At 44.0% G+C, this 26,876-nt stretch carries 31 protein-coding genes and 1 pseudogene; 24 read left to right on the top strand and 8 right to left on the bottom strand.

From position 1 onward, the window contains the following. The first annotated feature begins 107 nt into the window (after window positions 1-107). From MKZ04_RS12520 to MKZ04_RS12505, 4 genes are all read left to right on the top strand, one after another. Entirely contained in the window at window positions 108-1,409 is a 1,302-nt protein-coding gene (locus tag MKZ04_RS12520; protein ID WP_095292354.1) for a homoserine dehydrogenase, read from the top strand. Further along, window positions 1,409-2,467, top strand: a complete 1,059-nt coding sequence (gene thrC / locus MKZ04_RS12515) for a threonine synthase (protein WP_023856186.1) — start codon at window positions 1,409-1,411, stop codon at window positions 2,465-2,467. Before MKZ04_RS12520 ends, thrC begins: the two co-directional genes overlap by 1 nt. Beyond that, window positions 2,464-3,384: a homoserine kinase gene (thrB, locus tag MKZ04_RS12510; protein WP_023856185.1), complete on the top strand. Its 921-nt coding sequence runs from the start codon at window positions 2,464-2,466 to the stop codon at window positions 3,382-3,384. Before thrC ends, thrB begins: the two co-directional genes overlap by 4 nt. Before the next feature lie 106 nt (window positions 3,385-3,490). After that, a complete protein-coding gene (locus MKZ04_RS12505; protein WP_341046018.1) occupies window positions 3,491-5,452 on the top strand; it encodes a S9 family peptidase in 1,962 nt (653 codons plus the stop codon). Window positions 5,453-5,753: 301 nt separating this feature from the next. On the opposite strand, the pseudogene MKZ04_RS12500 reads toward MKZ04_RS12505, so the two are convergent. After that, a pseudogene (locus MKZ04_RS12500) lies at window positions 5,754-6,052 on the bottom strand (NifU family protein). A gap of 134 nt (window positions 6,053-6,186) precedes the next feature. On the opposite strand from MKZ04_RS12500, the gene MKZ04_RS12495 reads away from it, so the two are divergent. Together MKZ04_RS12495 and MKZ04_RS12490 are read left to right on the top strand one after the other, a co-directional pair. Next, window positions 6,187-6,513: a YuzD family protein gene (locus MKZ04_RS12495; RefSeq protein WP_075213854.1), complete on the top strand. Its 327-nt coding sequence runs from the start codon at window positions 6,187-6,189 to the stop codon at window positions 6,511-6,513. Window positions 6,514-6,626: 113 nt separating this feature from the next. Then, the gene (locus MKZ04_RS12490; RefSeq protein WP_023856183.1) at window positions 6,627-6,893 is read left to right on the top strand and encodes a hypothetical protein; all 267 of its coding nucleotides are present in this window, start codon (window positions 6,627-6,629) and stop codon (window positions 6,891-6,893) included. 19 nt (window positions 6,894-6,912) lie between these two features. On the opposite strand, the gene MKZ04_RS12485 is transcribed toward MKZ04_RS12490, so the two are convergent. After that, the gene (locus MKZ04_RS12485; protein WP_009329528.1) at window positions 6,913-7,413 is read right to left on the bottom strand and encodes a phenolic acid decarboxylase; all 501 of its coding nucleotides are present in this window, start codon (window positions 7,411-7,413) and stop codon (window positions 6,913-6,915) included. 275 nt (window positions 7,414-7,688) lie between these two features. Between MKZ04_RS12485 and MKZ04_RS12480 the strand changes: the two genes are divergently transcribed. The 4 genes from MKZ04_RS12480 to MKZ04_RS12465 all read left to right on the top strand — a co-directional run bounded on the left by MKZ04_RS12480 (window position 7,689) and on the right by MKZ04_RS12465 (window position 10,248). After that, entirely contained in the window at window positions 7,689-8,795 is a 1,107-nt protein-coding gene (locus MKZ04_RS12480; protein WP_020452833.1) for a Rap family tetratricopeptide repeat protein, read from the top strand. Between the two features lie 5 nt (window positions 8,796-8,800). Then, complete coding sequence (locus tag MKZ04_RS12475) at window positions 8,801-8,998, top strand: hypothetical protein (RefSeq protein ID WP_154495611.1); 198 nt, start codon at window positions 8,801-8,803, stop codon at window positions 8,996-8,998. Between the two features lie 87 nt (window positions 8,999-9,085). After that, entirely contained in the window at window positions 9,086-9,679 is a 594-nt protein-coding gene (locus MKZ04_RS12470) for a dienelactone hydrolase family protein (protein WP_020452832.1), read from the top strand. Window positions 9,680-9,876: 197 nt separating this feature from the next. Beyond that, on the top strand, window positions 9,877-10,248 hold the full coding sequence (locus MKZ04_RS12465; protein ID WP_020452831.1) for an iron chaperone: 372 nt from the start codon (window positions 9,877-9,879) through the stop codon (window positions 10,246-10,248). Between the two features lie 360 nt (window positions 10,249-10,608). On the opposite strand, the gene MKZ04_RS12460 is transcribed toward MKZ04_RS12465, so the two are convergent. Then, complete coding sequence (locus tag MKZ04_RS12460; RefSeq protein ID WP_020452830.1) at window positions 10,609-11,493, bottom strand: ferritin family protein; 885 nt, start codon at window positions 11,491-11,493, stop codon at window positions 10,609-10,611. Window positions 11,494-11,625: 132 nt separating this feature from the next. On the opposite strand from MKZ04_RS12460, the gene MKZ04_RS12455 reads away from it, so the two are divergent. Further along, window positions 11,626-12,336, top strand: coding sequence for a DUF421 domain-containing protein (locus MKZ04_RS12455; protein ID WP_020452829.1), 711 nt, complete (start codon window positions 11,626-11,628; stop codon window positions 12,334-12,336). 267 nt (window positions 12,337-12,603) lie between these two features. Here the strand turns inward: MKZ04_RS12455 and MKZ04_RS12450 are convergent, their stop codons facing one another. Further along, a complete protein-coding gene (locus MKZ04_RS12450; protein WP_059231505.1) occupies window positions 12,604-13,671 on the bottom strand; it encodes an NAD(P)/FAD-dependent oxidoreductase in 1,068 nt (355 codons plus the stop codon). A 271-nt stretch (window positions 13,672-13,942) separates the two neighbouring features. Here MKZ04_RS12450 and MKZ04_RS12445 point away from each other — a divergent pair, with 271 nt between their 5' ends. The 6 genes from MKZ04_RS12445 to MKZ04_RS12420 all read left to right on the top strand — a co-directional run bounded on the left by MKZ04_RS12445 (window position 13,943) and on the right by MKZ04_RS12420 (window position 19,065). Beyond that, entirely contained in the window at window positions 13,943-14,179 is a 237-nt protein-coding gene (locus tag MKZ04_RS12445; RefSeq protein ID WP_003184941.1) for a YuzB family protein, read from the top strand. Between the two features lie 156 nt (window positions 14,180-14,335). Then, window positions 14,336-15,553 carry a NupC/NupG family nucleoside CNT transporter gene (locus MKZ04_RS12440; protein WP_020452827.1) on the top strand — a complete coding sequence of 406 codons (1,218 nt, stop codon included), beginning with the start codon at window positions 14,336-14,338 and terminating at the stop codon, window positions 15,551-15,553. 126 nt (window positions 15,554-15,679) lie between these two features. Next, entirely contained in the window at window positions 15,680-16,537 is an 858-nt protein-coding gene (gene dapF, locus MKZ04_RS12435; protein WP_023856179.1) for a diaminopimelate epimerase, read from the top strand. A 73-nt stretch (window positions 16,538-16,610) separates the two neighbouring features. Next, window positions 16,611-16,976 (top strand): HesB/IscA family protein, encoded by a 366-nt coding sequence (locus MKZ04_RS12430; protein ID WP_020452825.1) that lies wholly within the window; start codon window positions 16,611-16,613, stop codon window positions 16,974-16,976. A gap of 146 nt (window positions 16,977-17,122) precedes the next feature. Beyond that, entirely contained in the window at window positions 17,123-18,169 is a 1,047-nt protein-coding gene (locus MKZ04_RS12425) for a tyrosine-type recombinase/integrase (protein ID WP_073411925.1), read from the top strand. Window positions 18,170-18,330: 161 nt separating this feature from the next. Next, window positions 18,331-19,065 carry a helix-turn-helix domain-containing protein gene (locus tag MKZ04_RS12420; RefSeq protein WP_341046011.1) on the top strand — a complete coding sequence of 245 codons (735 nt, stop codon included), beginning with the start codon at window positions 18,331-18,333 and terminating at the stop codon, window positions 19,063-19,065. Between the two features lie 832 nt (window positions 19,066-19,897). Here MKZ04_RS12420 and MKZ04_RS12415 read toward each other — a convergent pair. Both MKZ04_RS12415 and MKZ04_RS12410 read right to left on the bottom strand, forming a co-directional pair. Beyond that, window positions 19,898-20,230 (bottom strand): hypothetical protein, encoded by a 333-nt coding sequence (locus MKZ04_RS12415; protein ID WP_341046009.1) that lies wholly within the window; start codon window positions 20,228-20,230, stop codon window positions 19,898-19,900. Between the two features lie 11 nt (window positions 20,231-20,241). Beyond that, entirely contained in the window at window positions 20,242-21,672 is a 1,431-nt protein-coding gene (locus tag MKZ04_RS12410; RefSeq protein WP_341046007.1) for a lipase, read from the bottom strand. A gap of 52 nt (window positions 21,673-21,724) precedes the next feature. Between MKZ04_RS12410 and MKZ04_RS12405 the strand changes: the two genes are divergently transcribed. Next, window positions 21,725-22,066: a DUF1433 domain-containing protein gene (locus MKZ04_RS12405; RefSeq protein WP_341046005.1), complete on the top strand. Its 342-nt coding sequence runs from the start codon at window positions 21,725-21,727 to the stop codon at window positions 22,064-22,066. Between the two features lie 51 nt (window positions 22,067-22,117). Here MKZ04_RS12405 and MKZ04_RS12400 read toward each other — a convergent pair whose 3' ends face one another. After that, complete coding sequence (locus MKZ04_RS12400; protein ID WP_268343184.1) at window positions 22,118-22,303, bottom strand: hypothetical protein; 186 nt, start codon at window positions 22,301-22,303, stop codon at window positions 22,118-22,120. After that, on the bottom strand, window positions 22,296-22,526 hold the full coding sequence (locus tag MKZ04_RS12395) for a helix-turn-helix domain-containing protein (protein WP_048350433.1): 231 nt from the start codon (window positions 22,524-22,526) through the stop codon (window positions 22,296-22,298). Before MKZ04_RS12395 ends, MKZ04_RS12400 begins: the two co-directional genes overlap by 8 nt. A gap of 109 nt (window positions 22,527-22,635) precedes the next feature. Here MKZ04_RS12395 and MKZ04_RS12390 point away from each other — a divergent pair, with 109 nt between their 5' ends. From MKZ04_RS12390 to MKZ04_RS12365, 6 genes are all read left to right on the top strand, one after another. Further along, entirely contained in the window at window positions 22,636-22,833 is a 198-nt protein-coding gene (locus tag MKZ04_RS12390) for a hypothetical protein (protein ID WP_341046001.1), read from the top strand. After that, window positions 22,833-23,177, top strand: coding sequence for a hypothetical protein (locus tag MKZ04_RS12385; RefSeq protein ID WP_236795105.1), 345 nt, complete (start codon window positions 22,833-22,835; stop codon window positions 23,175-23,177). The genes MKZ04_RS12390 and MKZ04_RS12385 overlap by 1 nt, the downstream gene beginning before the upstream one ends. Continuing rightward, window positions 23,164-23,706, top strand: a complete 543-nt coding sequence (locus tag MKZ04_RS12380) for a hypothetical protein (protein ID WP_341045997.1) — start codon at window positions 23,164-23,166, stop codon at window positions 23,704-23,706. Before MKZ04_RS12385 ends, MKZ04_RS12380 begins: the two co-directional genes overlap by 14 nt. A 641-nt stretch (window positions 23,707-24,347) precedes the next feature. After that, a complete protein-coding gene (locus MKZ04_RS12375; RefSeq protein WP_341045995.1) occupies window positions 24,348-24,845 on the top strand; it encodes a hypothetical protein in 498 nt (165 codons plus the stop codon). A 242-nt stretch (window positions 24,846-25,087) separates the two neighbouring features. Next, entirely contained in the window at window positions 25,088-25,900 is an 813-nt protein-coding gene (locus MKZ04_RS12370) for a hypothetical protein (protein ID WP_212924170.1), read from the top strand. Window positions 25,901-25,964: 64 nt separating this feature from the next. Next, a complete protein-coding gene (locus tag MKZ04_RS12365; protein WP_096748297.1) occupies window positions 25,965-26,195 on the top strand; it encodes a helix-turn-helix domain-containing protein in 231 nt (76 codons plus the stop codon). Window positions 26,196-26,876: the final 681 nt, after the last annotated feature.

Below are 26,876 nucleotides of genomic sequence, written 5' to 3'. Positions count from 1 at the left end.
GTCAAAAAAAGAATCCCCCATTATAATGTTTGTAACTTAAATGTCTGCGTTGTGTTTACAAATGTCCTTAGAGAGAGGACGATAAGAGAGAGAAAGGTGGAATTTCATTGAAGGCGATACGAGTGGGGCTGCTAGGATTAGGAACAGTCGGGAGCGGTGTGGTGAAGATTATTCAGGATCACCAGGATAAGCTGACACACCAAGTCGGATGCCCTGTTACGATTCAAAAAGTTCTTGTAAAAGATAAAGATAAGAAGAGGGATGTCGACCTTTCCAAAGATGTTCTGACGACGGAAGCTTATGATGTCATTCAAGATCCGGAAGTGGATGTCATCATTGAGGTCATCGGGGGAATCGAGGAGACAAGACGCTATTTGCTTGACGCGCTTCAGGCGAAAAAACATGTCGTGACAGCGAATAAAGATTTGATCGCCCTCTATGGATCGGAACTGACGGCTGCCGCGAAAGAAAACGGCTGCGACCTTTATTTTGAAGCGAGCGTCGCCGGTGGAATTCCGATTTTGCGAAGCCTGGAAGACGGGCTGGCTTCAGACCGGATTACGAAAATGATGGGAATCGTCAATGGAACGACCAACTTCATTTTAACGAAGATGAATAAAGAAAACGCGCCTTATGCTGAAGTGCTGAAAGAAGCGCAGGAGCTCGGCTTCGCCGAAGCGGACCCGACAGCTGATGTTGAAGGTCTTGATGCGGCGAGAAAGATGGCGATTTTGGCCAGGCTCGGTTTCTCAATGAATGTCGATCTTGACGATGTCAAAGTGAAAGGCATTTCCCAAGTGTCTGATGAAGACATCAATTTCAGCAAACGGCTCGGCTATACGATGAAGCTGATCGGCATCGCCCAGCGCGACGGACAAAAAGTCGAAGTGAGCGTCCAGCCGACATTGTTGCCGGAGCATCATCCGCTGTCTTCCGTCCATAATGAATTCAATGCGGTTTACGTGTATGGCGAGGCCGTCGGGGAAACGATGTTTTACGGGCCTGGCGCAGGAAGCATGCCGACTGCGACCGCCGTCGTATCAGATTTGGTTTCCGTCATGAAAAACATGCGTCTCGGCGTGAACGGCAGCAGCTTTGTCGATCCGCAATTTGAAAAGAAGATCAAGGCACCTTCTGAAATCTTCGCCCAGCAGTTTTTAAGAATTCATGTTAAAGATCAGGTCGGTTCGTTTTCAAAAATCACATCGATTTTTTCGGAAAGAGGCGTCAGTTTTGAAAAAATTCTGCAGCTTCCGATTAAAGGCCATGATGACCTGGCTGAGATTGTCATTGTGACACATCATACGTCAGAAGAGGATTTTACGGATATCTTGCAAAAGCTGAATGATCTTGAGGTTGTTGATCAGGTGAAAAGCACTTATCGAGTAGAAGGGAACGGTTGGAGCTAATGTGGAAAGGACTCATCCATCAATATAAAGAATATTTGCCAGTAACGGACAAAACACCGGAATTGACGCTGAACGAAGGAAATACCCCGCTCATTTATCTGCAAAATCTTTCGAAAAAGCTCGGAATCGAGCTTTATGTCAAAACAGAGGGTGTCAATCCTACAGGCTCCTTTAAAGACCGCGGGATGGTCATGGCGGTCGCCAAGGCGAAAGAAGAAGGCAATGACACGATCATGTGCGCTTCGACCGGCAATACGTCAGCTGCTGCTGCGGCTTATGCGGCTCGTGCCAACATGAAGTGCATCGTCATTATTCCGGACGGTAAAATCGCCTTCGGAAAGTTGGCCCAAGCCGTCATGTACGGCGCTAAAATCATTGCGATCGACGGAAACTTCGACGATGCCCTGAAAATGGTGCGCAGCATTTGCGAGAAAGAGCCGATTGCACTCGTCAACTCTGTGAATCCTTACCGGATTGAAGGACAGAAAACCGCTTCCTTTGAAATTTGTGAACAGCTGGGCGAAGCGCCTGACATCCTTGCAATTCCTGTCGGGAATGCCGGAAATATTACGGCTTACTGGAAAGGCTTTAAAGAATATCATGAGAAAAACGGCACAGGCCTGCCGGTTATGAGAGGTTTTCAGGCAGAAGGCGCGGCCCCGATTGTCAAAAACAAAGTAATTGAAAAGCCGGAAACCGTTGCGACAGCGATCAGAATCGGAAATCCGGCAAGCTGGGACAAAGCGGTCAATGCTGCAAAAGAATCGAACGGAAAAATCGATGAAGTGTCAGACGAAGAGATCCTGCACGCTTATCAGCTCCTGGCAAGAGAAGAAGGCGTATTTGCAGAACCGGGATCGTGCGCATCTATTGCCGGCGTACTGAAACAGCTGGAAACGAAAGAGATTCAGCCGGGGGCGAAAGTTGTCGCTGTCTTAACCGGAAACGGCTTGAAAGATCCGAACACAGCCGTTGATGTGTCGCAGATCAAACCTGTCACACTGCCGACAGATGAAGAAGCCATTCTCGAACACTTAAAAGGAGCCGCTCGTGTATGACTGAGGCTGACATGCTGTTTTCCGTTACGGTTCCCGGAAGCACGGCCAATCTGGGCCCGGGCTTTGATTCAGTCGGCATGGCGCTGTCCCGTTATTTGAGATTGTCTGTTTTTCCTCATGATGAGTGGCGTTTTGAGGCTGAAACAGAAGTCGTAGCGGGAATACCTGAAGGGACGGATAATTTAATTTACCAGGTGGCCAAACGGACCGCCGCACACTTCGGAAAAGACATTCCGCCAAGCCTCGTCAAAGTGTGGAGCGATATTCCGCTGGCGCGCGGTCTCGGCAGCAGCGCAGCCGCAATTGCCGCTGCGATTGAGCTGGCGAACGAACTTGCCGATTTAAAACTCTCTGACCGCGAGAAACTCCATTTTGCAAGCCTTGAAGAAGGCCATCCTGACAATGCCGGAGCATCGCTTTTCGGCGGGCTTGTCATCGGACTTCATGAAGAAGATGAAACAGAGATGGTTTCGATGAAAGACATCGATTTGGATGTCGTTGTCGTCATTCCTTTTTATGAAGTGCTGACAAAAGATGCGCGGGATGTTCTTCCCGAAAGCCTCTCTTATCCGAAAGCGGTGGAAGCAAGCGCGGTCAGCAATATGCTCGTCGCCGGACTGATGGCGAAAGATTGGAAGCTTGTCGGCCGCATGATGCAAAAAGACCTCTTTCATCAGCCTTACCGAAGGGCGCTCGTCCCTGAGCTTTCTAAAGTAGAGCATGAAGCAGGCAAAAACGGCGCGTTTGGGACCGCTTTAAGCGGAGCAGGACCGACGATCCTTTCCTTTATTGAAAAAGGAAAGGGAGACGCGCTGAGAGATCAGCTTGCTTCTAAGTTTCCGCATTGTGAAGTGGACTGCCTTCATGTCCCGGATACAGGCATTATCGTTGAAAGAAAATCAGTAAACAGTGTTTAACGATAAAAGAGCTTTTTCGGCTCTTTTTTTGTTTGCCTTCAAAACAAGGATTTTTATTTAGAAAGTCGAAATAGTATGACAAACATATAGAGGAGGAGAAACGAACATGAAGCAGCTGATAACCGAAAAAGACCTCATCAAGCTTGTATCCATTACCGACCCGCAGTACTCGCCTGACGGTGCAAAAATCGCCTACGTACAAACAAAAGTAAACGAAAAACAGGACTCTTATGATTCGCATATCATGGTCTACGACCGCAAACAACAAGCGTCAGTACAATGGACGTTTGGAAAAGGAAGAAACCAGCATCCGCGCTGGTCGCCCGACGGCAAATCCCTTGCATTTACGTCTAATCGCGAGGAAACCACACAACTTTACGTGATAAGCGCCGCCGGAGGAGAAGCGAGAAAAGTGACCGATATTCCTTATGATGTATCACAGCCTGAATGGTCGCCTGACGGCAAGTCATTGCTTTGTTCAGTGAGGCTGACGAAAGAGGAAAGCGTCGACGATGAGAAAAAAACGGAGATTGAAGATCACGAACCGCTGGAAGTCGATTCTTTGTCGTATAAATTAGACGGCCAAGGGTTTAAAAGGGGAAAGTATACGCAGCTTGTCCTCGTTCAAGTGGAAACCGGGGAGATAAAACAGCTGACCGATCTAGAACGCGACCATTTCAGCTACGCATTTTCACCGTGCGGAGGCAGGATTGCATTTTGTGCCAATCAGACGGATATGCGTGTGAACGATGTCTATTTGATGAACCTTTCGACAGGTGATTTGAAGCGCCTGACAGGTCAAAACGGCGTTTTTTCTTCACTATCGTTTTCTCCTGACGGCAAACACCTTGCATTCATCGGAAACGAAAAGGAATTTCAAAACGCCACGCTTGATAAAGCATGGCTGTATAATATCGAAACAGGAAAACTAACGTGTCTGACGGAAATGCTTGATGTCCATCTCAGCGATGCAGTAGCAGGGGACAGCCTTGTCGGAGGCGTTCTTCCGAAACCGGCCTGGACCAAAGACGGAAACGGCTTTTATGTCATTGGATCTGACCAAGGTTCGACAGGCATTTACTACATATCAATCGAAGGTCTTGCTTATCCGGTCCGGTTGGAAAAAGAGCATCTGAACGGATTCAGCCTGCATCCGGATGAAAAAAGTTTTGCGGCATCGATAGCCCTGCCTGTCCGGCCGAGCGAACTTTACCATCTCCCATTGGGTGAAGAAACAGCGGAGCGATTAACAGATGCCAACCAAGCGTTTACGGAAGAGCATATCATATCGGAACCGGAGGAGCTTCAATTTCAGACAGCTGACGGTTTGACAATTCACGGTTGGCTGATAAAGCCTGCTCAATATGAAAAAGGAAACACGTATCCGCTCATTCTGGAAGTGCACGGCGGTCCTCACGCCATGTATGCGAATGCTTATTTTCACGAATTTCAAGTGCTTGCCGCAAAGGGAAGCGCCGTTGTATATGTCAATCCGCGGGGAAGCCACGGCTACGGACAGGATTTTGTCAACCGGGTGAGAGGCGACTACGGCGGGGGAGATTTTAAAGATGTAATGGCAGCTGTTGACCACGCGCTGGGACAATATGATTTCATCGATCAAGAAAGGCTCGGAATCACAGGAGGAAGCTACGGCGGCTTTATGACAAACTGGGCTGTCGGCCACACGAATCGCTTTAAGGCCGCGGTGACGCAGAGGTCCATTTCCAATTGGATCAGTTTTTACGGGGTAAGCGACATCGGCTATTTTTTCACAGACTGGCAGATCGGAGCGGACCTTTTTGAAAATCCCGGCAAACTGTGGGAGCATTCGCCGCTCAAATATGCGGACAAGGTGGAGACTCCTCTTCTCATCCTCCATGGCGAACGGGACGACAGGTGCCCGATTGAACAGGCGGAGCAGCTGTTTACGGCATTGAAAAAAATGGGGAAAGAAGTAAAACTCGTCAGATTCCCGAATGCGTCGCACGATTTATCAAGAAGCGGGCATCCGAAGCAGCGGATCAGACGGCTTGAGTATATTGCCAGGTGGTTTGAAGATTATCTATAAAAAAAGAAAAGGCTGCCGTAATAAACGGCAGCCTCAGCGTGTCGACAAACCCTCGCATTCGTTGTCAGGCCTGCGCGTCGGTGCTCACGAATAGAGGAAGGATCGGCGGCTAACCGCCCAGGCGTCCTGCCTGAACGCCGCCGTCATCACCTCCTGTGAAAGTCTGCTCCGATGCTCGGCCTTCCTAGACTGCAAGGGTTTTCAATCACGCTGAAAGGATGACAAAATCCCAAAACTAAAAGTCGTTTTGGGATTTTGTCAACAATCGGCGGCTGCCGTAATGAACGGCAGCCGCCTCAAATTAAAATACTTGTTCAACTTCAATGACGCCCGGAACTTCTTCTAAAAGGGCGCGCTCAATTCCAGCTTTAAGGGTGATCGTGGAACTTGGGCAGCTTCCGCATGCGCCGAGCAGGCGAAGCTTGACGATGCCGTCTTCAACATCGACGAGTTCACAGTCACCGCCGTCGCGGAGTAGAAATGGACGAAGTTTGTCCAGCACTTCCTGTACTTGTTCTTTCATTTCGACCTCTGTCGTCATTCGTATCGCTCCTTTCAAATCATACAACCATTATATTCAGTCGAACAATAAAAAGCTATTGTTTGGTTTCAATCGTTTTCCCACATATTATATCATATTTGCCGGCAAAGACAAAAAGCGATTTTCATTTCAATATGGAGCGAAAGGACAAAATAGAATAAAATAAAAGACAAAGAGAAAGGAGCTGCCGCTGATGAAAAAACAAGCCGAGCTTTTTGTTTACGGTGCCGACGTTCTTTGTCCAAGCTGTGTCAACCTTCCGTCATCAAAAGAAACGTATGAGTGGCTCGAAGCCGCCCTGAAAAGAAAATATCCCGACCAGCCTTTCTCGATCACGTACATTGATATCCATCAGCCGCCGGAAAACGATCCTGAAAAACAGGAAATCTCCGAAAAAATCCTGAACGACGAATATTTTTATCCGCTCATCATGGTCGGTGATCAAGTAGTCGGCGAAGGAAATCCGAAGCTGAAAGACGTGTATAAAGAAATGGAAAAGCAAGGTTATAAGCCTGCATGATAAACAGCAAGGGACAGATCTGTCCCTTGCTGTTTTATTTTTTATGATTGTACTTTTCTTAAAGCGGACAGACTAACTACCAGCCGAATCGTCAATAAGGAGGGATAGCCAGCATGTCCAGCATTGAGGGTCAAATCATGTCAGGCGATTTTGATGACGAAATGAATGTTTTTTCGTTAAAGAAAATCAAGCAGTTTCAAACGCAGACCAGCTTGAAAGAAAACCAGCTCAGGGCTTTGCAGCAGTATTTAAGGCAGCATGAGCATGACGAGGGAGGACAGATCATCACCCTCTACGATCAAATGCTTGTCCCTTTATCGCAAGATGATATTAAAGCCTTGCTGCATGACTTAACAAAAGTCCAGTCATTATATCATTAATGAAAAGCCCTTTTCCCATTTATACTCGTTTTCCGGCTCTGATGTCATCCGTCATTCCGGGATAAGGGGCTTTTGAAATCAGATCTTCATTATCGATTCCGGCATTTTCAATGAATGTGATATCGGCGAATTCCGGTACGACATATTTTGGATACGTCTCATATTTTTCACGCGATTCTTCCATTAAGTCGATGTGGTCATTTTGATAGCAGACTGTGATATCAGGGCGTTCATGAACCCATTTAGGGAAGAAGATGATGCCGTGCATCCGCTTTTCATTGGGCATGAAATTCAAGGAAACGTCAGTCCCTGTCGGTTCTGTCCATGATACTTTATAGACGCCTTCAGTCAGCTTGACGATATCGGCTTTTTGATCGCGAACCCAGCGTCCCCCGACCATTCCGCTGTGAATGCGGTAATCAATGGTATGGTCATTTTTAATGTAGATTTCATATTCCCATCCGTTTTCATACGTATAGATCATATGGCTTCCGACAAACTCTTTGACATCTTGATTCATATGAACCGCTCCTTATTTGTTTATTGTAAAATCGAACATGTTGATATTTACATATATAATTATAAAATGTCATCAAAAACAATGTCAAACGAAAATACTTTCTGAGAGATTTGCAACAATACAGAAAATGGTTACGGTTGATGTCAGAATTTTGAGTTATTTTAGGAAATTAAGCCAATATTTAGAAAAGTGATTGTCAAAAAATAAGCGATTCTGTAAAATGAAAAACAACCCATAAAAAGGAAGAGACATGGGAGGAAAGGAAGGATAAACGATTGAAGACAAAAATTGCTTATGAGGAAGTCGCGGGAATGCTTAATCAATGGTATGTCATGATCAAGCGCCATGAAGTGGCACAAGCGGTCTCGATTAAATACGACATTGAGCACCGGCTGCCGAATATGGAAGAAAATCAAGATCTGCTTCTTTATTTTAATCTTTTAGACTATCGGCACAAACTGCTGACAGAAGAGTTTGCAGCTTCCACCAAATTGTTCGAAGATATTCAGGAGCAAAAAGCAGATATGCAAAGCACAGATGACATGATCGAATATTATTATTTCTTTTTCGCAGGCATGTACGAATTTCATAAAAAGGATTATACAAATGCCATCAATTATTATAAACTAGCCGAAGAAAAGCTCAGAACAATCCCCGATCAAATCGAAATCGCCGAATTCCATTACAAACTGGCTATCGCCTACTATCAAATCAAACAGAATTTCCTCTCCTTAAACCATGCAAAAACAGCTCTAAAAACCTTCAAAACACATGATGACTATATTCAAAAAGCGATCAGCAACGATATGCTGATCGGAGCAAATAAACTCGATTTATTTCGTTTTGATGAAGCCGAACAGCATTACAAGCAAGCCCTAAAAGACGCGGCACTGATCAAGCACCACGTTCTCCTCGGTATGGCTCACCACAACTTAGGATTGAGCTATGTCAATCGCAATCTCCTCACCTTGGCCGAACATCATTTCAAAGAAGCGCTGCTTATCAAAGAGCATGAAGAATCGGTTTACGGCATCCACTCCATGTTTGAACTGACACATGTGCTATACAAATCAAATGTTGTCAAAGAAGCCCGCAAATTGTATGAAAAAGGATTTTTTCGCGCGGAAAAAGCAGGAGAAAGGGAATATTTGTCGAAATTTAAACTTATTCATGCTCTGTATGATGAACAGGATCCACTTACGGTTGAACATGCTTTAGAATATCTTAAAACGATCAATCTCTGGACGGATGTAGCGGAATTAACATTTGATATCGCACTTTACTATAAAGAAAATGGAGATGCAGACAAAGCTGCCGAATATTTTGAAGAATCTCATCATGCAAGAGACCAAATTCTTAAAAGAACGGAGGAGCTAAAGTGAAAAAGATGATTGCCGTTGCGTTGACTGCCGTCTTTGCCAGCCTTGTCGTTTTAAGTTTTTCGTCTCAGCCGAAGGGAAATGCCGAGTTTGCCGGTCGCGCCATTTTTCTTGACGATAAGCCGGCCCAGCTGATGGCGGGCAGAGCGATTTTTCTCGACAGCTTTGATGGTAAAGCGCCTGCAGCTTTGCAAAAGACTGCATAACCTGATTTGTTGCCGTACAAGCTGTTAAACTGGCGCCGAAGGCGGCGCCCTTTTTTTATGCAGCAATGAGAGACAAGGAGTCAGAACATGATACATATTCAAAATAAATCCGATACAGCGGTTATCGTGCTGCACGAAATATACGGGATTAACCGGCACATGCACGATGTTTGCCAATTGATAGCTGAGCAGGGCTTTGATGTTATTTGCCCCAATTTGTTAAATCGGGATCAACCGTTTGAATACGCTGAAGAAAAAGCGGCTTATCTTTTTTTTATGGAAAACGTCGGTTTCCCCGGTGTTTTGCGCAAAATAAATACAATCATATCCAAGCTGGATCGTCAATATCGCAAGATCATCTTACTCGGGTTCAGCGTCGGAGCAACCGCTGCCTGGCTTTGCAGCGAAGATGAGCGTGTCAATGGGATCGCCGGATACTACGGCTCCCGGATAAGAGACTATCTGAACATATCGCCTTCATGTCCGGCACTGCTTTTTTTCCCGGAAAAAGAGCAGTCCTTTGACGTTGCCGCGTGTATATCCCAATTGGAATCAAAGAATGTCAAAACGGTGAAGCTGAAGGGTGAGCATGGATTTAGCGACCCGTATTCCGTAAAATACAACCGGCAGTCCTCGCAAATTGCTTATGAAACGATGATGGAGTTTTTAATAGCTTTATAAAAAGCGGTACAGGCATGGAAACGCTATAATAGGTATGACGCTCAATTCAAGAAAGCCCGCCGATGACAAGGGGGCTTTTTTGAGTAGAATCTTATCTGGGGGAATTCGAATGAAACTGTTCCAAGGATAGACTTATTACAAAGGGTTCATTTGCGAAACAAAGTTCTAGCATCATTTTAATTTTAGGAGGGAGCAACATGGAAGCTTTTGCAGAATATTTAGAAGGAATTGATCACCCGGAACATCGAGCCCGGATGGAGGAAGTGTTGAGTTGGACAGCGGAGACATTTCCAAATTTAACGCCGAAAATCGCCTGGAATCAGCCTATGTTTACCGATCACGGCACTTTTATTATCGGTTTCAGCACAGCGAAACATCACCTGGCTGTTGCCCCTGAAAGCGCGGGAATTGATCGTTTTTCTGAAGAAATCGTGCAGGCCGGCTATGATCATACGAAGCAGCTTGTCCGTTTCCCGTGGGATCGTCCGCTTGATTTCTCATTACTTAAAAAAATGATCGAATTTAATATTGCGGATAAGGCGGACTGTTCAACTTTTTGGCGGAAATAAAAAAACGCAAAAATAAGGGCGTTCACTCATAAGAGGGGAGAGCGCCCTTATTTCGCCTGTTTAAGGTAACGGGGGTTAATTAAAAACGCTGTTTTTGTGAAGCATTGGCGCGCAGCGAGATTCTTTTTGCCACTTGATAAAAAGGTCCGTCTCGCATACCCGCTTGTGCTTGATCTTGAAGTCAATCAGCGAAATGTCAGTTAATCGGTTTTGAGAGGTGGAGCAGTGTCCTTTTTACGTAAAGTTGAAAAAGCCAACACACTGACTTTTTAATAGGATAAGGAAAAGATATTGATATGGATGCATCTGAGTAAAAAAAGTAGTTTTTCTCCTTACCTGTAAAAATTCAATTGACAAAGTTTAAGCTTCATTTCTTTCAAGACCTCTTCGAAAAGCTTCTAAATGATTTTCTGATGCGTTGCGTAATTGCGTAAAAACAGTTCTCACATCTGCTGGAACATCGAAAGTTAGAAATTTGTTATACATAGCGATATTATCAATTTCTCCTTGTACCCCGGCAGCAAATGCAGCCTTAAGGGATAATGGCGCAGTGACATATAAGTTAGAGATGTCTTCAGGTATCTGTACCTGGTATCGTTCAAAAAGAGAAAGTAGTGCATTGATATGGCGTAATTCTGCTTCTTTGATTTGTATGAACGTTCGAATGTTTCCGAAGTTGCTAATGATTTCATTGTATCTCGCTTGAGCTAAGTACTCATCCTGAATGGCGTAGGTGAGCATTTGCGGTAAAGTGAGTGAACCTGCATTTAAAGCACCTGCTGCCCCATAATTCGCTTGCCGGGTTTGTTGTGTAGATGAATGGATTAATAAATATAAAAACCATACTGCATGATTTTGCTCGTCAGCTGCAGCACGCTGAAACACTTTTTTAATTGACTGATCTTGTGTTTGGTCTGCTAAATCTAAATAAAAATCAACTGTCTCCTGCTCATCTTTAAAAGCAGACTTTAGACTAGTGCTATACTGTTTAGGGCATTCTTCTGTGATTTTTGGGGTTGGCTTTTGACCTGTCAAGTTAGTATAAATTCTCCTAAACTCTTCAAAATGTCTCTGTTCATCTTGTCTAATTTCACGAATTTGCTTTCTTATGCCTTCTGTGGGAGCATTTTCTGCTATTTGCTTATAGCAGAAAATGGCGCTGTACTCCCCGTTAATTGCCTTGAGGATGTCATTAATTAGTTTTCTGTCAGGAGGGGTACGATAAGCATAATAATAAGGATACACAAGTTTCACCGTCCCTGAAGTATTTATCAGCTTAGTATATGCCTAATACAATAATGAGTGCGCCATCACAGTATATATAAGACCATTTTTGTCTAGGATGTACATAGACAATACAATGAGTTGGTGAAAACAATGAGTGAACATGTTGAAGTAATTCTTCGATCGATTCTCGCTTTTGGCATTTTACTGATCGGATCAAGGTTGTTGGGAAAACAAACAATTTCACAAATGAATATCTTTGATTTCATTGCGTCAATTACACTAGGAGCAATTACTGCAAATCTGGCTTTTAATACTTCACTTAAAATTCACCACATGGTACTCGCTTTCTCTATATTTGTATTTGTAATATTGGCAACTGCCTATCTATCCCTTTGGAATCAGAAGGCGCGGAAATTCTTTGCTGGAGATCCAACCGTTGTAATTCAAAATGGGAAAATTCTTGAACACAACATGCGCAAAATGCGATATACAATTGATTATTTAAATCAGCAACTAAGGGAAAAAGATGTATTCAAAATTGAAGAAGTGCTTTATGCGATTATTGAAACAAACGGGACATTAACAGTATTAAAAAAACCCCAATTTCGAAATGTGACTAAAAAGGATTTATGGATTGCCACTGCATCAGAAGGAAAACTCCCGATCGAATTAATCATGGATGGAAAAATGAAAGAGGATAATTTGAAAGATAATCAATTAACTCATGAATGGTTACAGTCCGAATTGCAAAAGCGAAATCTGTCTGCTGAAGAAGTTTTCTATGCAGTTTTATCACCTGATAGAAATATCTATTTAGATACGTATAAAGATCATATAAATTCTTCACTTGATAAAGAATAAACTTGAATCAGAACGAGCCTTTGCTGTAGAAGTGAGCGCTTGAGAGCCGACTAGGAGGCTTATTAAATACGCTGGTTTACCCGAAATTTTACTGGTTAAACTGAAACAAGCTCATCATGGATAAATGAGCTTGTTTCAGTTTTTCATATCTGTCCGATTGTGTGAATACAAAAGAAAAAACTAACATTTGCCTAACGAATACGTCGGTTTTTAATATGATACAGTTTTTTTAAAACTAGAAAAACTTTCCCGAACATCCGCGAAACTCTACCCGTTATGATGCTTATACATCCAAAGCAAGCCGGATTTCAGCAGGCGAGGCACTCTGCCGATCAACGGCCGTTCGGCAACTAAACCGAAGCCGGCTTTTTTGCCGAGTGAACCGAGCACGCCTTTCAGCTTGAATTTCGGCATCGTTTCAGGAAGAGGTTCGTCTTTCCAGCGCAGTTCAAGCACTTGGACGATTTGTTCCGCCTGGGCTTCGGCCAGCTGTGCGCTCGGCGCGTGAGGCAGGCTTGCGCAGTCGCCGACAACATAAACGTGTTCGTCTCCCGGCAGGTTATGGTGCGGTGTCAGGACGACACGCCCTTGCGGATCTTTTTCCACATCGAGATCCCGAACGACTTGATTCGGCTGTATCCCCGCTGTCCAGACGATGGCATCGGCGTGAATCGGGTCGTCATGATTGTAGACGATGCCTTCTTCCACCTTTGTGATGTTGGCGCAGTTGATAATCTTGACGCCGTGCTCTTCAAACCAGCTTTGAACATATTTGCTCAAACGCTTCGGGAAGCTCGACAAAATTAATTCTCCCCGGTCAAAAAGGATGATGTTCAAATCCTTTCGGCTTTCCCTCAGCTCGCTCGCAAGCTCAACGCCGCTCAGTCCTGCCCCGACGATCGCAACGGTGGCTTCTGCATTTAAGTTGTTGAGCGCCTGGTACGTGCTGCGTGATTGATCGATTGTCTGAATGCTGTAGGTATGTTCAGGCGCCCCGGGAACATTGTGATATTTATCTTCACAGCCGAGTCCGATGACGGTGTCATCATAAGATATCGGCTCTCTGTCATGAAACAAAACTTTTTTTCCTTCCAAATCAACAGACGAAATCGTCCCGTATTCAATCTTTAACTTCGGGTGATCCGGGAAGGACACTCTGATATGATGATCGGAAATCGTCCCCGCAGCCAGTGCGTAGTACTCCGTTTTCAAACAATGGTAAGGGTTTTTGTCGATTAAAGTGATCATCACATCATCTGGCAGCTGGTTAGGCAGCAAACGATGAATGATCCGCATATTTCCGTACCCGCCGCCGAGCAAGACTAAATTTCTCATTGGTAATTCCCCTTTTCCCCTCAGATTAAGAAACTAACCTTTTTCATTGCAAAATTAAAAAACTATGTAAATACCCTCTAGAATTATATCTAATTTGATGTAAAATCACAATATTTCTCGGGAAAATAACCTACATATCGGCTTTGAATCGATAATTAGTAAAACCCTTTAAGGTATTAATGTGTTACAAAAGCTTTATTCCTCAGCCTAAAACTTTGACTATTGAAACGTAAATAGGGTACGATAAAAAAGCGATGTGAGGTGAAATAAAGTGTTTCCAATCGTTGAGTTTTGCGTCAGCAATCTTGCCCAAGGTTCTCAGGAAGCAAAAGAAATATTGGAGAAAGATCCGAATCTGGACGTCGTCGAATACGGCTGCCTGAGTTACTGCGGACAATGCATGCAGACCATGTATGCTCTTGTAAACGGAGAAATGGTGACAGCGAATAATCCGGCTGAATTGGTCGAAAATATATACAAGTTCATTGATGAAAATGAACTTATTTAAAAACGGGGTCATCTTGGTGATCTCGTTTTTTCATGCAAAGCCTTTGTTTGAAAGGGTTTACATAAAAAGAGAAAAAATTCTTAAAAATTTTTGTGGACAGGCCAATCATTAATTGTTATCTTAATAAAAGTTTAAAAAATAATAAGAGGTGTGGTCATGAACATTTTATGGGGACTTCTTGGTATTCTGGCGATTTTCGCGATTGCTTTTCTGCTTTCTGAGCACAAGAGTAAAATTAACATAAGAACGATTTTAATCGGTTTGGCGATGCAGCTCCTGTTCGGATTCATCGTTCTCAAATGGGAAATGGGGCGGGAAGTGTTTCTTTCGTTTACGAAAGCCGTTCAGCATCTCGTCAATTATGCGAATGAAGGAATCAGCTTTCTCTTCGGGCCTCTCTTGCAAGTAGGCGACAGCGCTGCCTTCGCTTTAAGCGTTCTTCCTGTTATCATCTTCTTTTCATCGCTGATTGCGGTTCTTTACCACTTACGGATCATGCAAGTCATCATCCGCTTTATCGGCGGCGGATTGGCAAAACTGCTCGGAACAAGCAAAACGGAATCTCTTTCTGCAGCTGCCAATATCTTTGTCGGACAAACTGAGGCGCCGCTTGTGATTAAGCCGTTTATCGCAAACTTAACAAAGTCGGAGCTGTTTGCCGTTATGACAGGCGGACTCGCATCAGTGGCCGGTTCTGTTTTGTTCGGTTACGCCCTTCTTGGGGTTCCTCTCGAATATTTGCTTGCAGCGAGCTTTATGGCTGCACCTGCGGGCTTGATTATGGCAAAAATGCTTATTCCCGAAACTGAAAAATCGAAAATTGAAGAAAAAGATATTCAAATGGCTGAAGACGAAGACGCAGCAAATGTCATCGATGCCGCTGCAAAAGGGGCATCAACAGGTCTTTCTCTTGCTTTGAATGTCGGTGCGATGCTCCTTGCATTTGTTGCTTTGATTGCCGTTTTAAACGGAATTCTTGGAGGAATCGGCGGATGGTTCGGTTTTAAAGACCTTTCGCTTGAATTCATTCTCGGCTATGTATTTGCACCTCTCGCCTTTGTCATCGGCGTCCCTTGGGATGAAGCAGTTCAGGCCGGAAGCTTTATCGGTCAAAAGCTCGTGCTGAATGAATTTGTCGCTTATTCCAATTTTGCTCCGATGTTTGATCAGCTTTCCGTCAAAACCGCTTCGATTATCAGCTTTGCGCTGTGCGGTTTCGCAAACCTGTCTTCTGTGGCGATTTTGCTCGGAGGATTGGGAGGAATGGCGCCGAACCGCCGTTCCGATATCGCCCGTCTCGGCTTGAAAGCCGTTGCTGCCGGAACATTGGCCAACCTTACAAGCGCGGCGATCGCCGGTATGTTTATCGGATAACATGATAAAAGCTCCCTGCATATGAACGCAGGGAGCTTTTATGTATGAAAAACGGGGGATAGCCATATTGTATCCATCCCTTTCAGCTTTTATACTAGAAGAAAGTAAAAAAATGTGGAGGCGGCTATGAATTCTTTTCGTTTTACTAAAATGCACGGCTTAGGAAACAGCTATATATACGTCAATCAGTTTGAAGAACATCTCCCTGAGGAGCTGTTGTCAGATTTGGCCGTCAAAGTGTCTTCCGTTTACACCGGAATCGGTTCAGACGGAATGATACTCATCTGTCCTTCAGATCAAGCGCCGGTTAAAATGAGGATTTTCAACAGCGACGGATCTGAAGGCAAAAACTGCGGAAACGGTTTGCGCTGCGTTGCAAAATACGCGTATGAACATAAACTGGTGAAGGAAACATCCTTTTTAATTGAAACTCTTTCAGGCTTGGTAAAGGCTGAGATTGAAGTGAAGGAAGGAAAAGTTGTATCGGCTACAGTCGATATGGGTGAACCGCGCCTTCTCAAATCAGATATGCCAATGCTCGGTGAACAGGGGTCGGAGACGATCAATGAAAAGATGATATTCGGCGGCCGGGAAATGAAAGGTACCGCTGTATCCATGGGCAATCCCCACATCGTCTTTTATTTAGACGATATTGAAAAAGCGCCGCTTACGTCGATGGGACCGCTCATTGAAAAAGATGAAAGGTTTCCGGAAGGGGTTAACGTAGAATTTGTTGAAGTCGAAAACGACAAAGAACTTCATTTCCGTGTATGGGAAAGGGGTTCAGGAATTACCCAGGCATGCGGAACGGGCGCCTGCGCAGCCGCAGTGAGTTCGATACTCAACGGCTATTCCAAACGAGACACGGACATTATCGTCCATCTCGCCGGCGGCGATCTGATCATTAATTGGAAAAATGACGGTCGTGTCATGATGACAGGACCCGCTGAAACGGTATGTGAAGGCGAGTTTTTTATATCATGAGTCGGTCCGTTTGAGAAATCGGACGTGCGACTTTATAATAAAGTACACATGAGCTTTTAGGAGGTGTGATGTTATGAGCGAAAAAACAGTTACGGTCACGGAAGCGGCTGCTCTTCATATCAAGGATATGATGAAAGAGCATGAAGAGGAGAACGCATTCTTGAGAATCGGAGTAAAAGGCGGCGGATGCAGCGGTCTGTCATACGGCATGGGTTTTGAACACGAAAAAAACGAAGACGACAATGAATTCGTCCAGCATGGAATCACAGTGCTTGTAGATCAAGAAAGCCTGGATATTATGAACGGTACGGTCATTGATTTTAAACAATCGATGATGGGCGGAGGCTTCACCATCGATAATCCAAATGCCATCGCTTCATGCGGCTGCGGATCATCATTCAGAACCGCAGTGAATGCAGGGAAGCCTGAAGAGTGCTGACGTTCAGTGAATCGATAAGTTAGACGAAGGGGTTACGTATTTATCCCGAATAGGATTGCGTATACAACCCATTGGAAATCGCATATCTACTCGTTTATAAAACGCTTCTTTACGTATTTAACCGTACGTAAGGAGGCGTTTTTATTTTGTCGGAAGAACGATTAATTCGAAGAAGACGGAAGGCTGATAAGCGTGCGAACCCGCCTAGCAATATCCAACCGATGGAGCTAGCCCCGGCGTTTAACTACTTCATGAGTGCAAAAATCGGCGAAGGAATTCGGGAGCGTACGCAAACAGATTATTCGAATACGTGGAGGTATTTTACGGATTGGCTATACGAGGAGAATTATAACGTTAAGTATGTGCACGAAATTACTACAGAAATATGCCGCAGCTATATCCTTTATTTAACTGTCGAAGCTCCGCGGTTTAAAGGCCATAAATACATTCAAAATGATCAAGGCAAAGGGCTCTCGACCACGACAATAAACATGCGGATACGAGCGTTAAAGGTTGCGTTCAATTTTTGGTATAAAGAAGGCTTCGTTCGTAAAAATCCAATGGATAATATTCGGTGTCAAAAGGAAGATGAGGATAAAATCGAATCTTTCACAGATGAGCAAATCGAGGCCTTATTGGGGGCGTGTGATCAACGTACATACGTCGGTTTCCGTGACTATGTTTTTCAATGGTGCCTGTTAGATACTGCGATGAGAATTAATGAATTACTGTCAATTGCTCCAGAAGATATCGATATAAAAACTAGGTCTATTGAGCTGGCTGCCCGTTTTAATAAAAACAGAAGAGCGCGAATTGTTCCAGTGTCAGCAGAGACAATCAAATTACTCCATGAATTAATCGATGAGAATAAGGCCCACTTTCCTTACGCAAAGAAGGTGTTTCTGTCGGTTTATGGTGAGGAAGTCAAGGACACGCAGATGAACAAACGTTTGAAATATTATGGGGATATTACGGGCGTAAGTAAAGAGATACGAACGACTGCGCATACATGGCGCCATACTTCGGCAAGAAATTATATATTAAACGGTGGAGATCCTTATACATTAATGCGTCTGCTCGGCCATAGTTCCATTGCGATGACGCGTCGATATGTGCAGATGACGCCTGAGGATGTTCGGATTAAACACGAACAGTTTTCGCCGATAAAGAAATTTCGAACTAAATTAAGATAAAAAACACAAAAAAAAGACGACCACCCGTCGGAAAAAATCCGATAGATAGCACGTCCTCACCTACGTCTATCTTATCGAAAAAAAGCGTTCCAGTCAACGCTTATTTGAGTGCGCCTAATTTTCCGATATGGGTCGGTACGTCTCCAAGGGGAGAAAACCGAATGTACACGAAAGAATCCGCTAAAATGGCGTCTTTTCGTTCTGTGGACGAGCTTAACGACGCCATCCGTTCGCATATATACCGCAATAAATCCGATCTAACGCCTGCCGCAATCGAGGTTCTCAAGGTATTGTCGCGTCATGCCTGCAAAACGCCGGGCGTCGCGTATTTGAAGTTGCAATCGATCGCGGATCTGATCGGCCGGCATCGTACAACAGTTATCCGGGCAATCAAGCGCCTAGTAGACTGTGGCATCATTCGCAAGGAAACGAAATTCCGGCCGGTATCCGGTGGCAACGGCGCCAATATGTACGTGATTTTGCCGGCTGATAATGGCGATGCTACTCCGCAAATGCAACTCCGCTCGACATCGGACAAGCCAACGGGGGAAACGTCTGAAGTACCGAAAAGTAAAAGCGAAACTGTTATTTCTAAAAGCGTAAATAAATTACTACGTAATACGTATAGCGCGTTTAAAGCTGTAGTCGAATCGTTTATGAGCGATCGGAAGCTAACGAATAGGCTATACGGCATTTACCTTGCGCATACGTCGTTTTTAAAAGGCGCTTATGATTCCGATACGCTAGAAGAAATCGGCCTACATGCGGTGCGTCAGACGTTCATTGCGACAAAGCGCAAGCACATTCGGAATCTTGCCGGATATTATAACGGCGTGCTTGACCGGATGCTAGACCGCTTATATGAAATGCGATTCGATGAGTTGACGCGTTCCTAACCGGTAAACAGAAGGACAGGACGTCGTTTCGGTTCGGTTGACTCTGCGGATGGGCGTGCGATTTCATACGTTAGTGAGACGGGGAGGTCTTCGAGCATCTGTCTATTGTCCACATTGTGGATGATTAATTCGTATCTTTGAATTAGTCGGTAGACGTTCCTCCGATCACTTTGACGATCATTGACGTTTTGCCGCGTTGTAACATCGAAAGGGCTGCGGACAGTATAATAGAAGAAAAGCGGAATAATTACGATTTATCATGTATCGAGATGTTACGTGTATAAAATTCGACAGCCTCGCGCTTCATGACAGAAGGTCCTCCAAAACCTCGACCCCTACCCTTAATGCTTAACTAAGTTAACAATATACAAAACTTTGTTGTAATAAAGCGATTGTGAAACGCCGTGAACCCGCGCCAGTATTGCGATGTATAAAAACGCGCATAACGAAGAATAACAACCGACTCACAAACGCTGTTATATCAACGTTTATGCAATCGTTTAACTTCCGATAGGAGAAATTATGTAAACTAAAAATGAATACGAAATACAACGATATGCATAAACAACGGCGTCACCGACCGGAAAAACGGAAGGGGGCGGGGGAGGCCCGACCGGAAAAAGCCGTGCCGGACGTCGGCAATTTTCTCGCAAAATTTTAAATACGGAGGGTGATTACGGTTTAGGACGTCAAAATCAACGTTTGAATATGAATATAGCGACCACTTCGATTCTGCATTTGAAAAGCCCGTTCTATCAGCGTTTCTGGGCGTTTAAATCGTCACGGAGACCCATGCTATTGTGCGAAAAGAAAGACGCCTATTTTGGCGCCTTCATCTCGTTTTAAATCCGTTCAAAAAGCTCTCTCCGTCCTTTTCTGTCGAAATAAGCTGCTGGGCGCTTTGGCTGATGCGCTGAGCGAGGGCCTCTTGCGCTTTTCCTTCGAAACTGTAGAGAAGTGCTGAATAGACGCTGTTCATTTCTTTTTGTATAACGTCTACTTTAAACTTCGGTCTTAGCGTCGTTTTAATGCCTTCAAGCTTCGTTGCGGCTGTTACCCTCAGGCCCGTTTTCAGCATTTGAAGCTGGTTGCGCCGTATGAGGAGCGTATCTTCTTGATCTCCGTTTAAGTTGTTGAGTGAAGCCGGTTTGTTGAAATTTTCCATTGTTTCATCTCCTAAAGCTTAAGCCAATTTGCCAGCATTTTGTCTTTCGATTTAAAATCTTTTGCGATCTGCGCAAGGTACCCGCTGATGTCTTCTAAATCTGAAATCGTATTTTTTAATGAGGCGATGTACGCTTTTTCGGCATGAACATCGTAAAAGAGCGGATTGCCTTTTTTGTCAAACGACTGCGCCAGGTTTTTCAGCGTATTGTTTACATCTTCGAGTGTCAGCTTGTCGTATAAACCGTGGCCGACTTGACGGTAGGTATCGTGTTTCAGGTCGTTGATTTCGGCGTCGTGTTCCTGATAAGCGTTTTCGGCTTCGCGTTTCATCGTCCGCAGATCGTTGATCATCGCATTTACTTTTTGCGCGAGCTGTTTGGCAACGGCGGGTGTTACTTTAATTGCGCCACTTCCGGATGCAACTTCCGGTGGGAGCATCGCTTTTAAATTTTTGTCATAAATGAGCTCATCGCCCTCTATATTTTGAACGTTGCCGTTTTCGTCGAAGGTGAAGTTATTACTTCCGACCCAATGCGTATCAGGCATTCCTAAGATTGCGGTCTGAAAGAAATACCCAGCGTTTTGCCCGATTTGTTGGAATACATCGCCCTGCATTCTCGCCTCGCGCACCGCATTTGATAATTCAGGGTCCTTCGTATAAATTGTCGTACCGTTGTGCCGGTCATACTCGTTCCACCAGCCGGCCCCGACCATATCATCCGGGTTGATAATCGATTTTATGGATCGGTCATATTCACCGTTATTAATTTTTTTTTGCTGCTCCGCAGAGTGTAGGTGGACGATTGAAGGGCTGTTAAACGCTACGGCATAGACATTATTGTTGACCGCACTGTATTCAGCTTCTGCGCCGCCGAGAGAATGTCCGGTTGTTGAAATGACCGTCGAGGTGCCTTTATACTTTTGTTTAACTTCCCGCACCAGATTGTCAGCTTGCCCGATTTGGGACGTTTTCGTAATTAACTTGTAGTTACCGGTGCTAAGCATCGAGTCTTGTGTCGGAGTTCCGTTATATTTTCCGAGTGTTTTAGAAGTATCTTTCGCATCTTTTTCGACTATGTAGTGTTCCTTCTTTTTCGGGTCAATTCCCATCACAACGTTCCCGCCGTCAGCGTCAATAACATCCTGGAAGAATTGGCTCTTAGGATCTGTTCCCGCGAAGGCTACGACAACGTTTTCGGGATTATCTGATTTGACCCACTTGCCGTCTTTTGTTTTTTTGCCTTGCGATATAACAACCGCGTCGAGTCCGGTATCGTTATCCCTTTTAATATTTTCTACGTACCAATACGAATTCTTTTCGGTTTGTATTGGTTTTCCAGACTTCTTTAGATCGTCCAACCGTTCACGGTCGTAGGCCTCTCTATTAAGAATGAAATAAGTTTTATCTGATACATTTGGCACTTTTATGTCGTTGGTCATATACATCGCCTCTTTATTTTTGTAAAATTAGGATATGAAAGGGTTGGTTTCTTTGAAAAAGAAAAAGTACATAATTATCCTTATTTTAATAATTATAGCAGTTGGAGGATTTATTATGAAGTATCAGCATGATCAAAAAGAAAAAGAGATTGCTTTTGTTAAAGAAGCTCAAGAACATATGGAGAAGTTTTTGTATGAAAATTACAGAGGCGTTAAAGATGTTAGTTTTACTGACGACTACTACATAAGTCCGATGGGGGGTATCAGGGTAGAAGGATATTTAAACGGAGATAAGGAAAGCAAATTCCAAGGAATATATGATCCTCCTAATAAGGAGATACAGTCCTATACCATCTATGATGATGAGATCGAAAAAACTAAAATTGAAAAATAGATAGCCCGCTCAAATCGAGTCGGGCTTTTGTTTTTTTCTAATGTTGTGTATTTACTTTTTATTAATGCCCTCAATAGCTTCCGCAATAGTCGACCATTTTTCAAGGCCGCGGGCTGTGTATGTACCTTTTCCGATAATCGACGCATGCACCTCATATGTAGAATTAACCTTGAACACTCGGACGTTTAACTTCCTTTCTTTAAAAAGAAGCCACTCTTGTTTTTCTTCTTCAAACATCATTTTCTTCTTCTACCTCAACTAAACTTAAAATTTCATTGATATCTTCAATGTTAAAAGTGTTGGCGATTCGCTCAATATGTCCAAAATTAATATTTTGTCTTTTCCCATTAATCAATTCGCTAAGCGCAGCGTGTCTGATTCCGCATTTGTCAGCGAGGCTTCTAAGTGAAAGGTTTTCTTTTTCCAAGATTTCTCCGATATTCACACTGACTTTTTTCATTTTTGCCCTCCAATTGCATTTTTTTTCTTGACTTTACGTAATAGCGTACCATATAATCCTAACTAAGGTGGTACTCAAAAGCGTAACAAAATCTCGAGGAGGAATACAAATGCAAATTCGTTATGTTCGAACTGTTGTGGGATGGTTCAATGTGTACATTTCAGGAACAGAACAATTCGTTAACTTAAATCCGGAGGAATTCGCTGAACTCTTGCCGCAAGTGTCCCGGAGAGCATTCGCAGGCTGCGCCGAAATCGGCGTAACGGCAGCGCGAGAGCTGTTCGGTGAGGAGGTGCGTACGGCATGATGGATACATTTCAACCGCAAGCAGTAAAGCTGCATTATCACGGGGAAACATTCGATACAAAACAGGAAATACACGAAATCTCTGACGCCTGGTTAATTGCGGCTGATGTCATAGGAACATGCTCGGATGACGGGCTGGTGTTTTACGATACTGACCGATTAGAAAAAAGGAGCGACGGATACCATCTTTATGAAAACAACTATCCTCGGTTTTTTATGGTAGACACGTCAAAGGTAGGCGCAGACCTCCGCAAAATCGATGTTTCTGAGCTCGCAAATATGTCGTTTGCAGATTTCGTTCGAATTGGATTTAAATTGGGGAGGGAAAACTATGGAGAAATTTAACGTTTCTAAAGCGGCAGTCAAAAAAGCAACGGTACGCCTCGGCCTATCAAAAACGCAGGCACAAAACGTATTACTGCAGTATGCTCAAGGTGCCTCGTTCGTCTGGTCACTCGAATCAACTAGCGGCAGCCAGTCCGTTTATGATAATCCCCGCGAACATGTGCGCCTGGTCATTGCGGAAAATGGGACGATCTTAGATGTTTTCCCAGCGGACTATGCGCTTCAGTCTCCGCACGCTTTGTCCGATCACGTCTTACAGTCGTTAAAAGAAACGACACGTAACGCCTTAATTGCGAAAAGAGACGCAGTTCATCGCAAATGGTGCGAAGTGGAGGTCGAGTTCCATTCGAACAGTTACGAGATTGCTAGACGTCGGCTGGCTTTAATAGAGGCCACCGGTGACGATGAGCTGCAAATAAAAAGGCGGCTGGCCCAGCTTTGCGCCGAAAACAAACGGCTGCACAACGAAAGGTCTGCGTTGAGGAAGGAAAGGACCGAGTTGGAACGTGCGCTTGTGCCGTATATATAACCCATACACCGTCCGGTTATAAAAGTATATTCGCAGTTAATAATGAGGGGATAAGATACGTCGATGCTTTATTTGAATGGGAAATAAAAAAGACGAACAGTTGCGGGAACAACTAAATCCGTCTTTAAAATTATCGAAAATAATTTGATTAAAACACTAAACATTTGAATTTAATGACCGATATTAATCTAATAGACTATACGCATCCGGGGCCGAATGGGTTTCCGGGTGCGAAAAAATAAATGTTTTTTTTAGATTCGACGGACATAGACTTCTTTTCCAATTCGAATCTATTTAGGTACGGGTGAAAACTTTTTTAGTCCATAAAACACCCATCCTATAATCTAATGCAATTATAATCGCAAAAAGGAGGATTGTCAAGCACAAAATGAAAAACAAAATTACTTTACTCGAAAGTCAGTTTGTTCTCAGTGTTTCGTGGTTTTCAAATGAATTAAAGAAGGCGGTAAAAATAGATTCTGGATAGTTCTCAAGGGGATGTTCACCGTTACTTGTGCTTGCCATATCGCCAATTACTTTCGCAGTTATATGTGAGGACGTATGTCCGGCTCGGAAAGTCATTTCGCAACTATAAATAAGGATAGAAATCTGTGTTATAAAATGAAGAGGATGTGAAGAGGTTGAATAAAATCAACGAACCAAAGAAAAAACTTCCGAACAACAAACAGGAATTACTATCTCACGATAATTATGAAATGTATAACCTAGACCTTTTGCGTAAAGTTTTTCCGAGAATCATAGACGATTATAACTCTTCTGTCGGTCGTACGCAGCGTAAGTTTCAAATCCGGGACATAATTGCGCTTTATTTTTATCTACTTTCGTATGTGGACGGCACCCATGCCCTAAAAAATGGAGATGAAAACGATCGTTTTGGCGCAAGTTTTCCGGGGCGACAAAAGATAGCGTCTGAGCTGGGGATCGCAGAAAGCCGGATAAAGAAACTGGTGGATATTCTATTAGCGAATGGACTGCTTCTCGACGTAAGAGACGTATGGATAGGGACAAATCGATATAAGTGGTATTTCGTTTCTTTCTGCCCGCGGATCAGCGATGACGGTTATATTGTCTCCGAGGAAGGGGAGGAAATAGTCCCCGATCCGTCCGTTTATGAATGATACATGCATTAGATGCCTGTTTGGATACAGCCATTAGAGGTACGTTTGCAAAGGGGCATTAGATATCCGAGTAAACATACCAAGGGAAACATACCAACATTAAACATACCAACAAATAATAGCGCTCATATACATTCGCGCGGATATTTTTAATAAAAGATATATCGCGAGTAAATGAGCATCCGCAAGCGTGAGCGTAAGCGAACGATTGCAATGTTTTAAATAAGGAAGGAGGAAACAAGGTGAAAGAAGTTAATCCAAAGAAAGAGCTTGAACAAAAAATAAATAGATGGAAAATCGAAGTCAACTCCGAATTTATGGATGCTGCACGCCTGAATTGCGAGGTGGATGCCGCACTTTCGGCATACGTCCAGGCTTCCGGAAAAAGTCCGCTACAATCGGCGCCGAAGTTAATGAAACTTATTACCGATCTGTTCGTCAAAGTCCACGAAAATATCGAGCGGCTTCAAATAAAAGAGCGGACCCGGGAAGAGTGGGAGCAGGAAGAGCGAAAGTATATGCCGCCCATGCCCTCCGAGGTTCCGGAAGGCTATCGAGTGTGTACTTGCTGGAATTGTAACAATGTTTTTCGGCGCCTTGGAAAAAAGAAATATTGCAGCGACGCTTGCGGACAGGAGCAAAGGGACGCGGATAAACGGTTGAAAAGGACCGGCACATACTTGGCTCCCAAGCGCGACGGATATCTTCCTAATCGCGAAGAAAATGCCGGTCAAAAGGACAAGGTCCGCCTTGTTTTCACCGATCAAATAGAATTATACGGGAAGCGAGAGTCAGACGGAAACCGTCCGTATTCTCCCCGCAGAGATACAAAAGCTAAGCAGTCGGGCGATATAAAATATGGTCCGGTAGAGAGCGACGGGGAAGAGAAGTCGGAGTATGAAAAATTCATAGACGGTGAGAGTCCGGGTATCTTTACAGTGAATATTGCATCGGGTCTTAAAATCTATCATACAAACGGGAAAAAACACGAATATAGTGAGAGAGATACTGGCGCGTGGTATCTCTTTCAAACTTGCATTAGTCATTCTGGCTAATGCTTTTTTTATGCCTTTTTTTCGGCACTTAGTTAAGAAAATTTAACAAAGGGGGATCGAAAACATGGAATTGACCGGTGATCAGGTTTTGAAAATTCGCCGAATTTATAGGCTATCACAAAAGGATGTAGCAGATTTGACGGGTGTTTCTGAGGCTTTTATTTGCATGATTGAAAACGGAAAGCGAAAAATTACTCCAAAAGTCTCCAGGAGATTAATTAACAAATTGAGCCTTAATCCGGAAAAAGTGATTAGCCTGCTTGAATTCTACGCGCAAACGGAGGTTGTGAAATGAATCAGCGAAAGATTAACTCGAGACGAAGCAAACTCGGCCGTCTAGCCCGAAATCATTGCGCCAACTATAAAAGTGGCGGCGCCTGCGATCTTCAGCGTTGCGGTTTGTGTACCGTTGAAATCAAAACGGATTCAATACAGGGGAATATCTGTCCGTATTTTATGCGAAACGTTCTGCCCGCAGAGCCGGCTTTAATGCGGGAGTATCTCGAATATTTACCGGCCGATCATCCGTTACGGAACAAGTCGAACTGGGCGGGAAATTGCAAACGTTGCGGCCAGCGGTTCGAACGCAGAAGTAACCGGCAACAATACTGCGCTGGATGTGCGGTTGAAAATGAAAAGGAAAATAGCCGGCGAAGGAATCGTGATTATCGTGATAGACAGAGAAAAAGAATGACGATTTAGACGTCCGTAAACGTTGATATGACGGGCTTTATAAATGCAAAAAACGGCACTCGGCTATATTACTATTAGAATTCAATTTTTGTATCGGAAGGGGAGTTCTTATTTGGATGACGTTCTGATATACGTTAAGCCTACCGAAGTTCTTACGGTAGACGCCGAAACCGGGGAGATCCTGCGTCGATCGTCCGGCCGCATCCGTGATCTAAACGTCTCTCGGGCGGTGCTAGAATGTTGGGATTATGAGGAAAAGGCGAAAATCGTTTATGAAAAAGAG

Origin of the sequence: Bacillus sp. FSL W7-1354, assembly GCF_038002405.1 — a bacterium.
In the GTDB taxonomy this organism is placed as follows: domain Bacteria; phylum Bacillota; class Bacilli; order Bacillales; family Bacillaceae; genus Bacillus; species Bacillus paralicheniformis.
This window is presented reverse-complemented; position numbering and strand designations above follow the sequence as displayed.

Bases quoted from the DNA above. Each gene is read 5' to 3' on its own strand.
- thrC (WP_023856186.1), top strand. From the start codon at position 1,409: ATGTGGAAAGGACTCATCCATCAATATAAAGAATATTTGCCAGTAACG.
- thrB (WP_023856185.1), top strand. From the start codon at position 2,464: ATGACTGAGGCTGACATGCTGTTTTCCGTTACGGTTCCCGGAAGCACG.
- MKZ04_RS12505 (WP_341046018.1), top strand. From the start codon at position 3,491: ATGAAGCAGCTGATAACCGAAAAAGACCTCATCAAGCTTGTATCCATT.
- MKZ04_RS12495 (WP_075213854.1), top strand. From the start codon at position 6,187: ATGAAAAAACAAGCCGAGCTTTTTGTTTACGGTGCCGACGTTCTTTGT.
- MKZ04_RS12490 (WP_023856183.1), top strand. From the start codon at position 6,627: ATGTCCAGCATTGAGGGTCAAATCATGTCAGGCGATTTTGATGACGAA.
- MKZ04_RS12485 (WP_009329528.1), bottom strand. From the start codon at position 7,413: ATGAATCAAGATGTCAAAGAGTTTGTCGGAAGCCATATGATCTATACG.
- MKZ04_RS12475 (WP_154495611.1), top strand. From the start codon at position 8,801: ATGATTGCCGTTGCGTTGACTGCCGTCTTTGCCAGCCTTGTCGTTTTA.
- MKZ04_RS12470 (WP_020452832.1), top strand. From the start codon at position 9,086: ATGATACATATTCAAAATAAATCCGATACAGCGGTTATCGTGCTGCAC.
- MKZ04_RS12465 (WP_020452831.1), top strand. From the start codon at position 9,877: ATGGAAGCTTTTGCAGAATATTTAGAAGGAATTGATCACCCGGAACAT.
- MKZ04_RS12455 (WP_020452829.1), top strand. From the start codon at position 11,626: ATGAGTGAACATGTTGAAGTAATTCTTCGATCGATTCTCGCTTTTGGC.
- MKZ04_RS12450 (WP_059231505.1), bottom strand. From the start codon at position 13,671: ATGAGAAATTTAGTCTTGCTCGGCGGCGGGTACGGAAATATGCGGATC.
- MKZ04_RS12440 (WP_020452827.1), top strand. From the start codon at position 14,336: ATGAACATTTTATGGGGACTTCTTGGTATTCTGGCGATTTTCGCGATT.
- dapF (WP_023856179.1), top strand. From the start codon at position 15,680: ATGAATTCTTTTCGTTTTACTAAAATGCACGGCTTAGGAAACAGCTAT.
- MKZ04_RS12430 (WP_020452825.1), top strand. From the start codon at position 16,611: ATGAGCGAAAAAACAGTTACGGTCACGGAAGCGGCTGCTCTTCATATC.
- MKZ04_RS12420 (WP_341046011.1), top strand. From the start codon at position 18,331: ATGTACACGAAAGAATCCGCTAAAATGGCGTCTTTTCGTTCTGTGGAC.
- MKZ04_RS12415 (WP_341046009.1), bottom strand. From the start codon at position 20,230: ATGGAAAATTTCAACAAACCGGCTTCACTCAACAACTTAAACGGAGAT.
- MKZ04_RS12410 (WP_341046007.1), bottom strand. From the start codon at position 21,672: ATGACCAACGACATAAAAGTGCCAAATGTATCAGATAAAACTTATTTC.
- MKZ04_RS12400 (WP_268343184.1), bottom strand. From the start codon at position 22,303: ATGTTTGAAGAAGAAAAACAAGAGTGGCTTCTTTTTAAAGAAAGGAAG.
- MKZ04_RS12395 (WP_048350433.1), bottom strand. From the start codon at position 22,526: ATGAAAAAAGTCAGTGTGAATATCGGAGAAATCTTGGAAAAAGAAAAC.
- MKZ04_RS12390 (WP_341046001.1), top strand. From the start codon at position 22,636: ATGCAAATTCGTTATGTTCGAACTGTTGTGGGATGGTTCAATGTGTAC.
- MKZ04_RS12385 (WP_236795105.1), top strand. From the start codon at position 22,833: ATGGATACATTTCAACCGCAAGCAGTAAAGCTGCATTATCACGGGGAA.
- MKZ04_RS12380 (WP_341045997.1), top strand. From the start codon at position 23,164: ATGGAGAAATTTAACGTTTCTAAAGCGGCAGTCAAAAAAGCAACGGTA.
- MKZ04_RS12365 (WP_096748297.1), top strand. From the start codon at position 25,965: ATGGAATTGACCGGTGATCAGGTTTTGAAAATTCGCCGAATTTATAGG.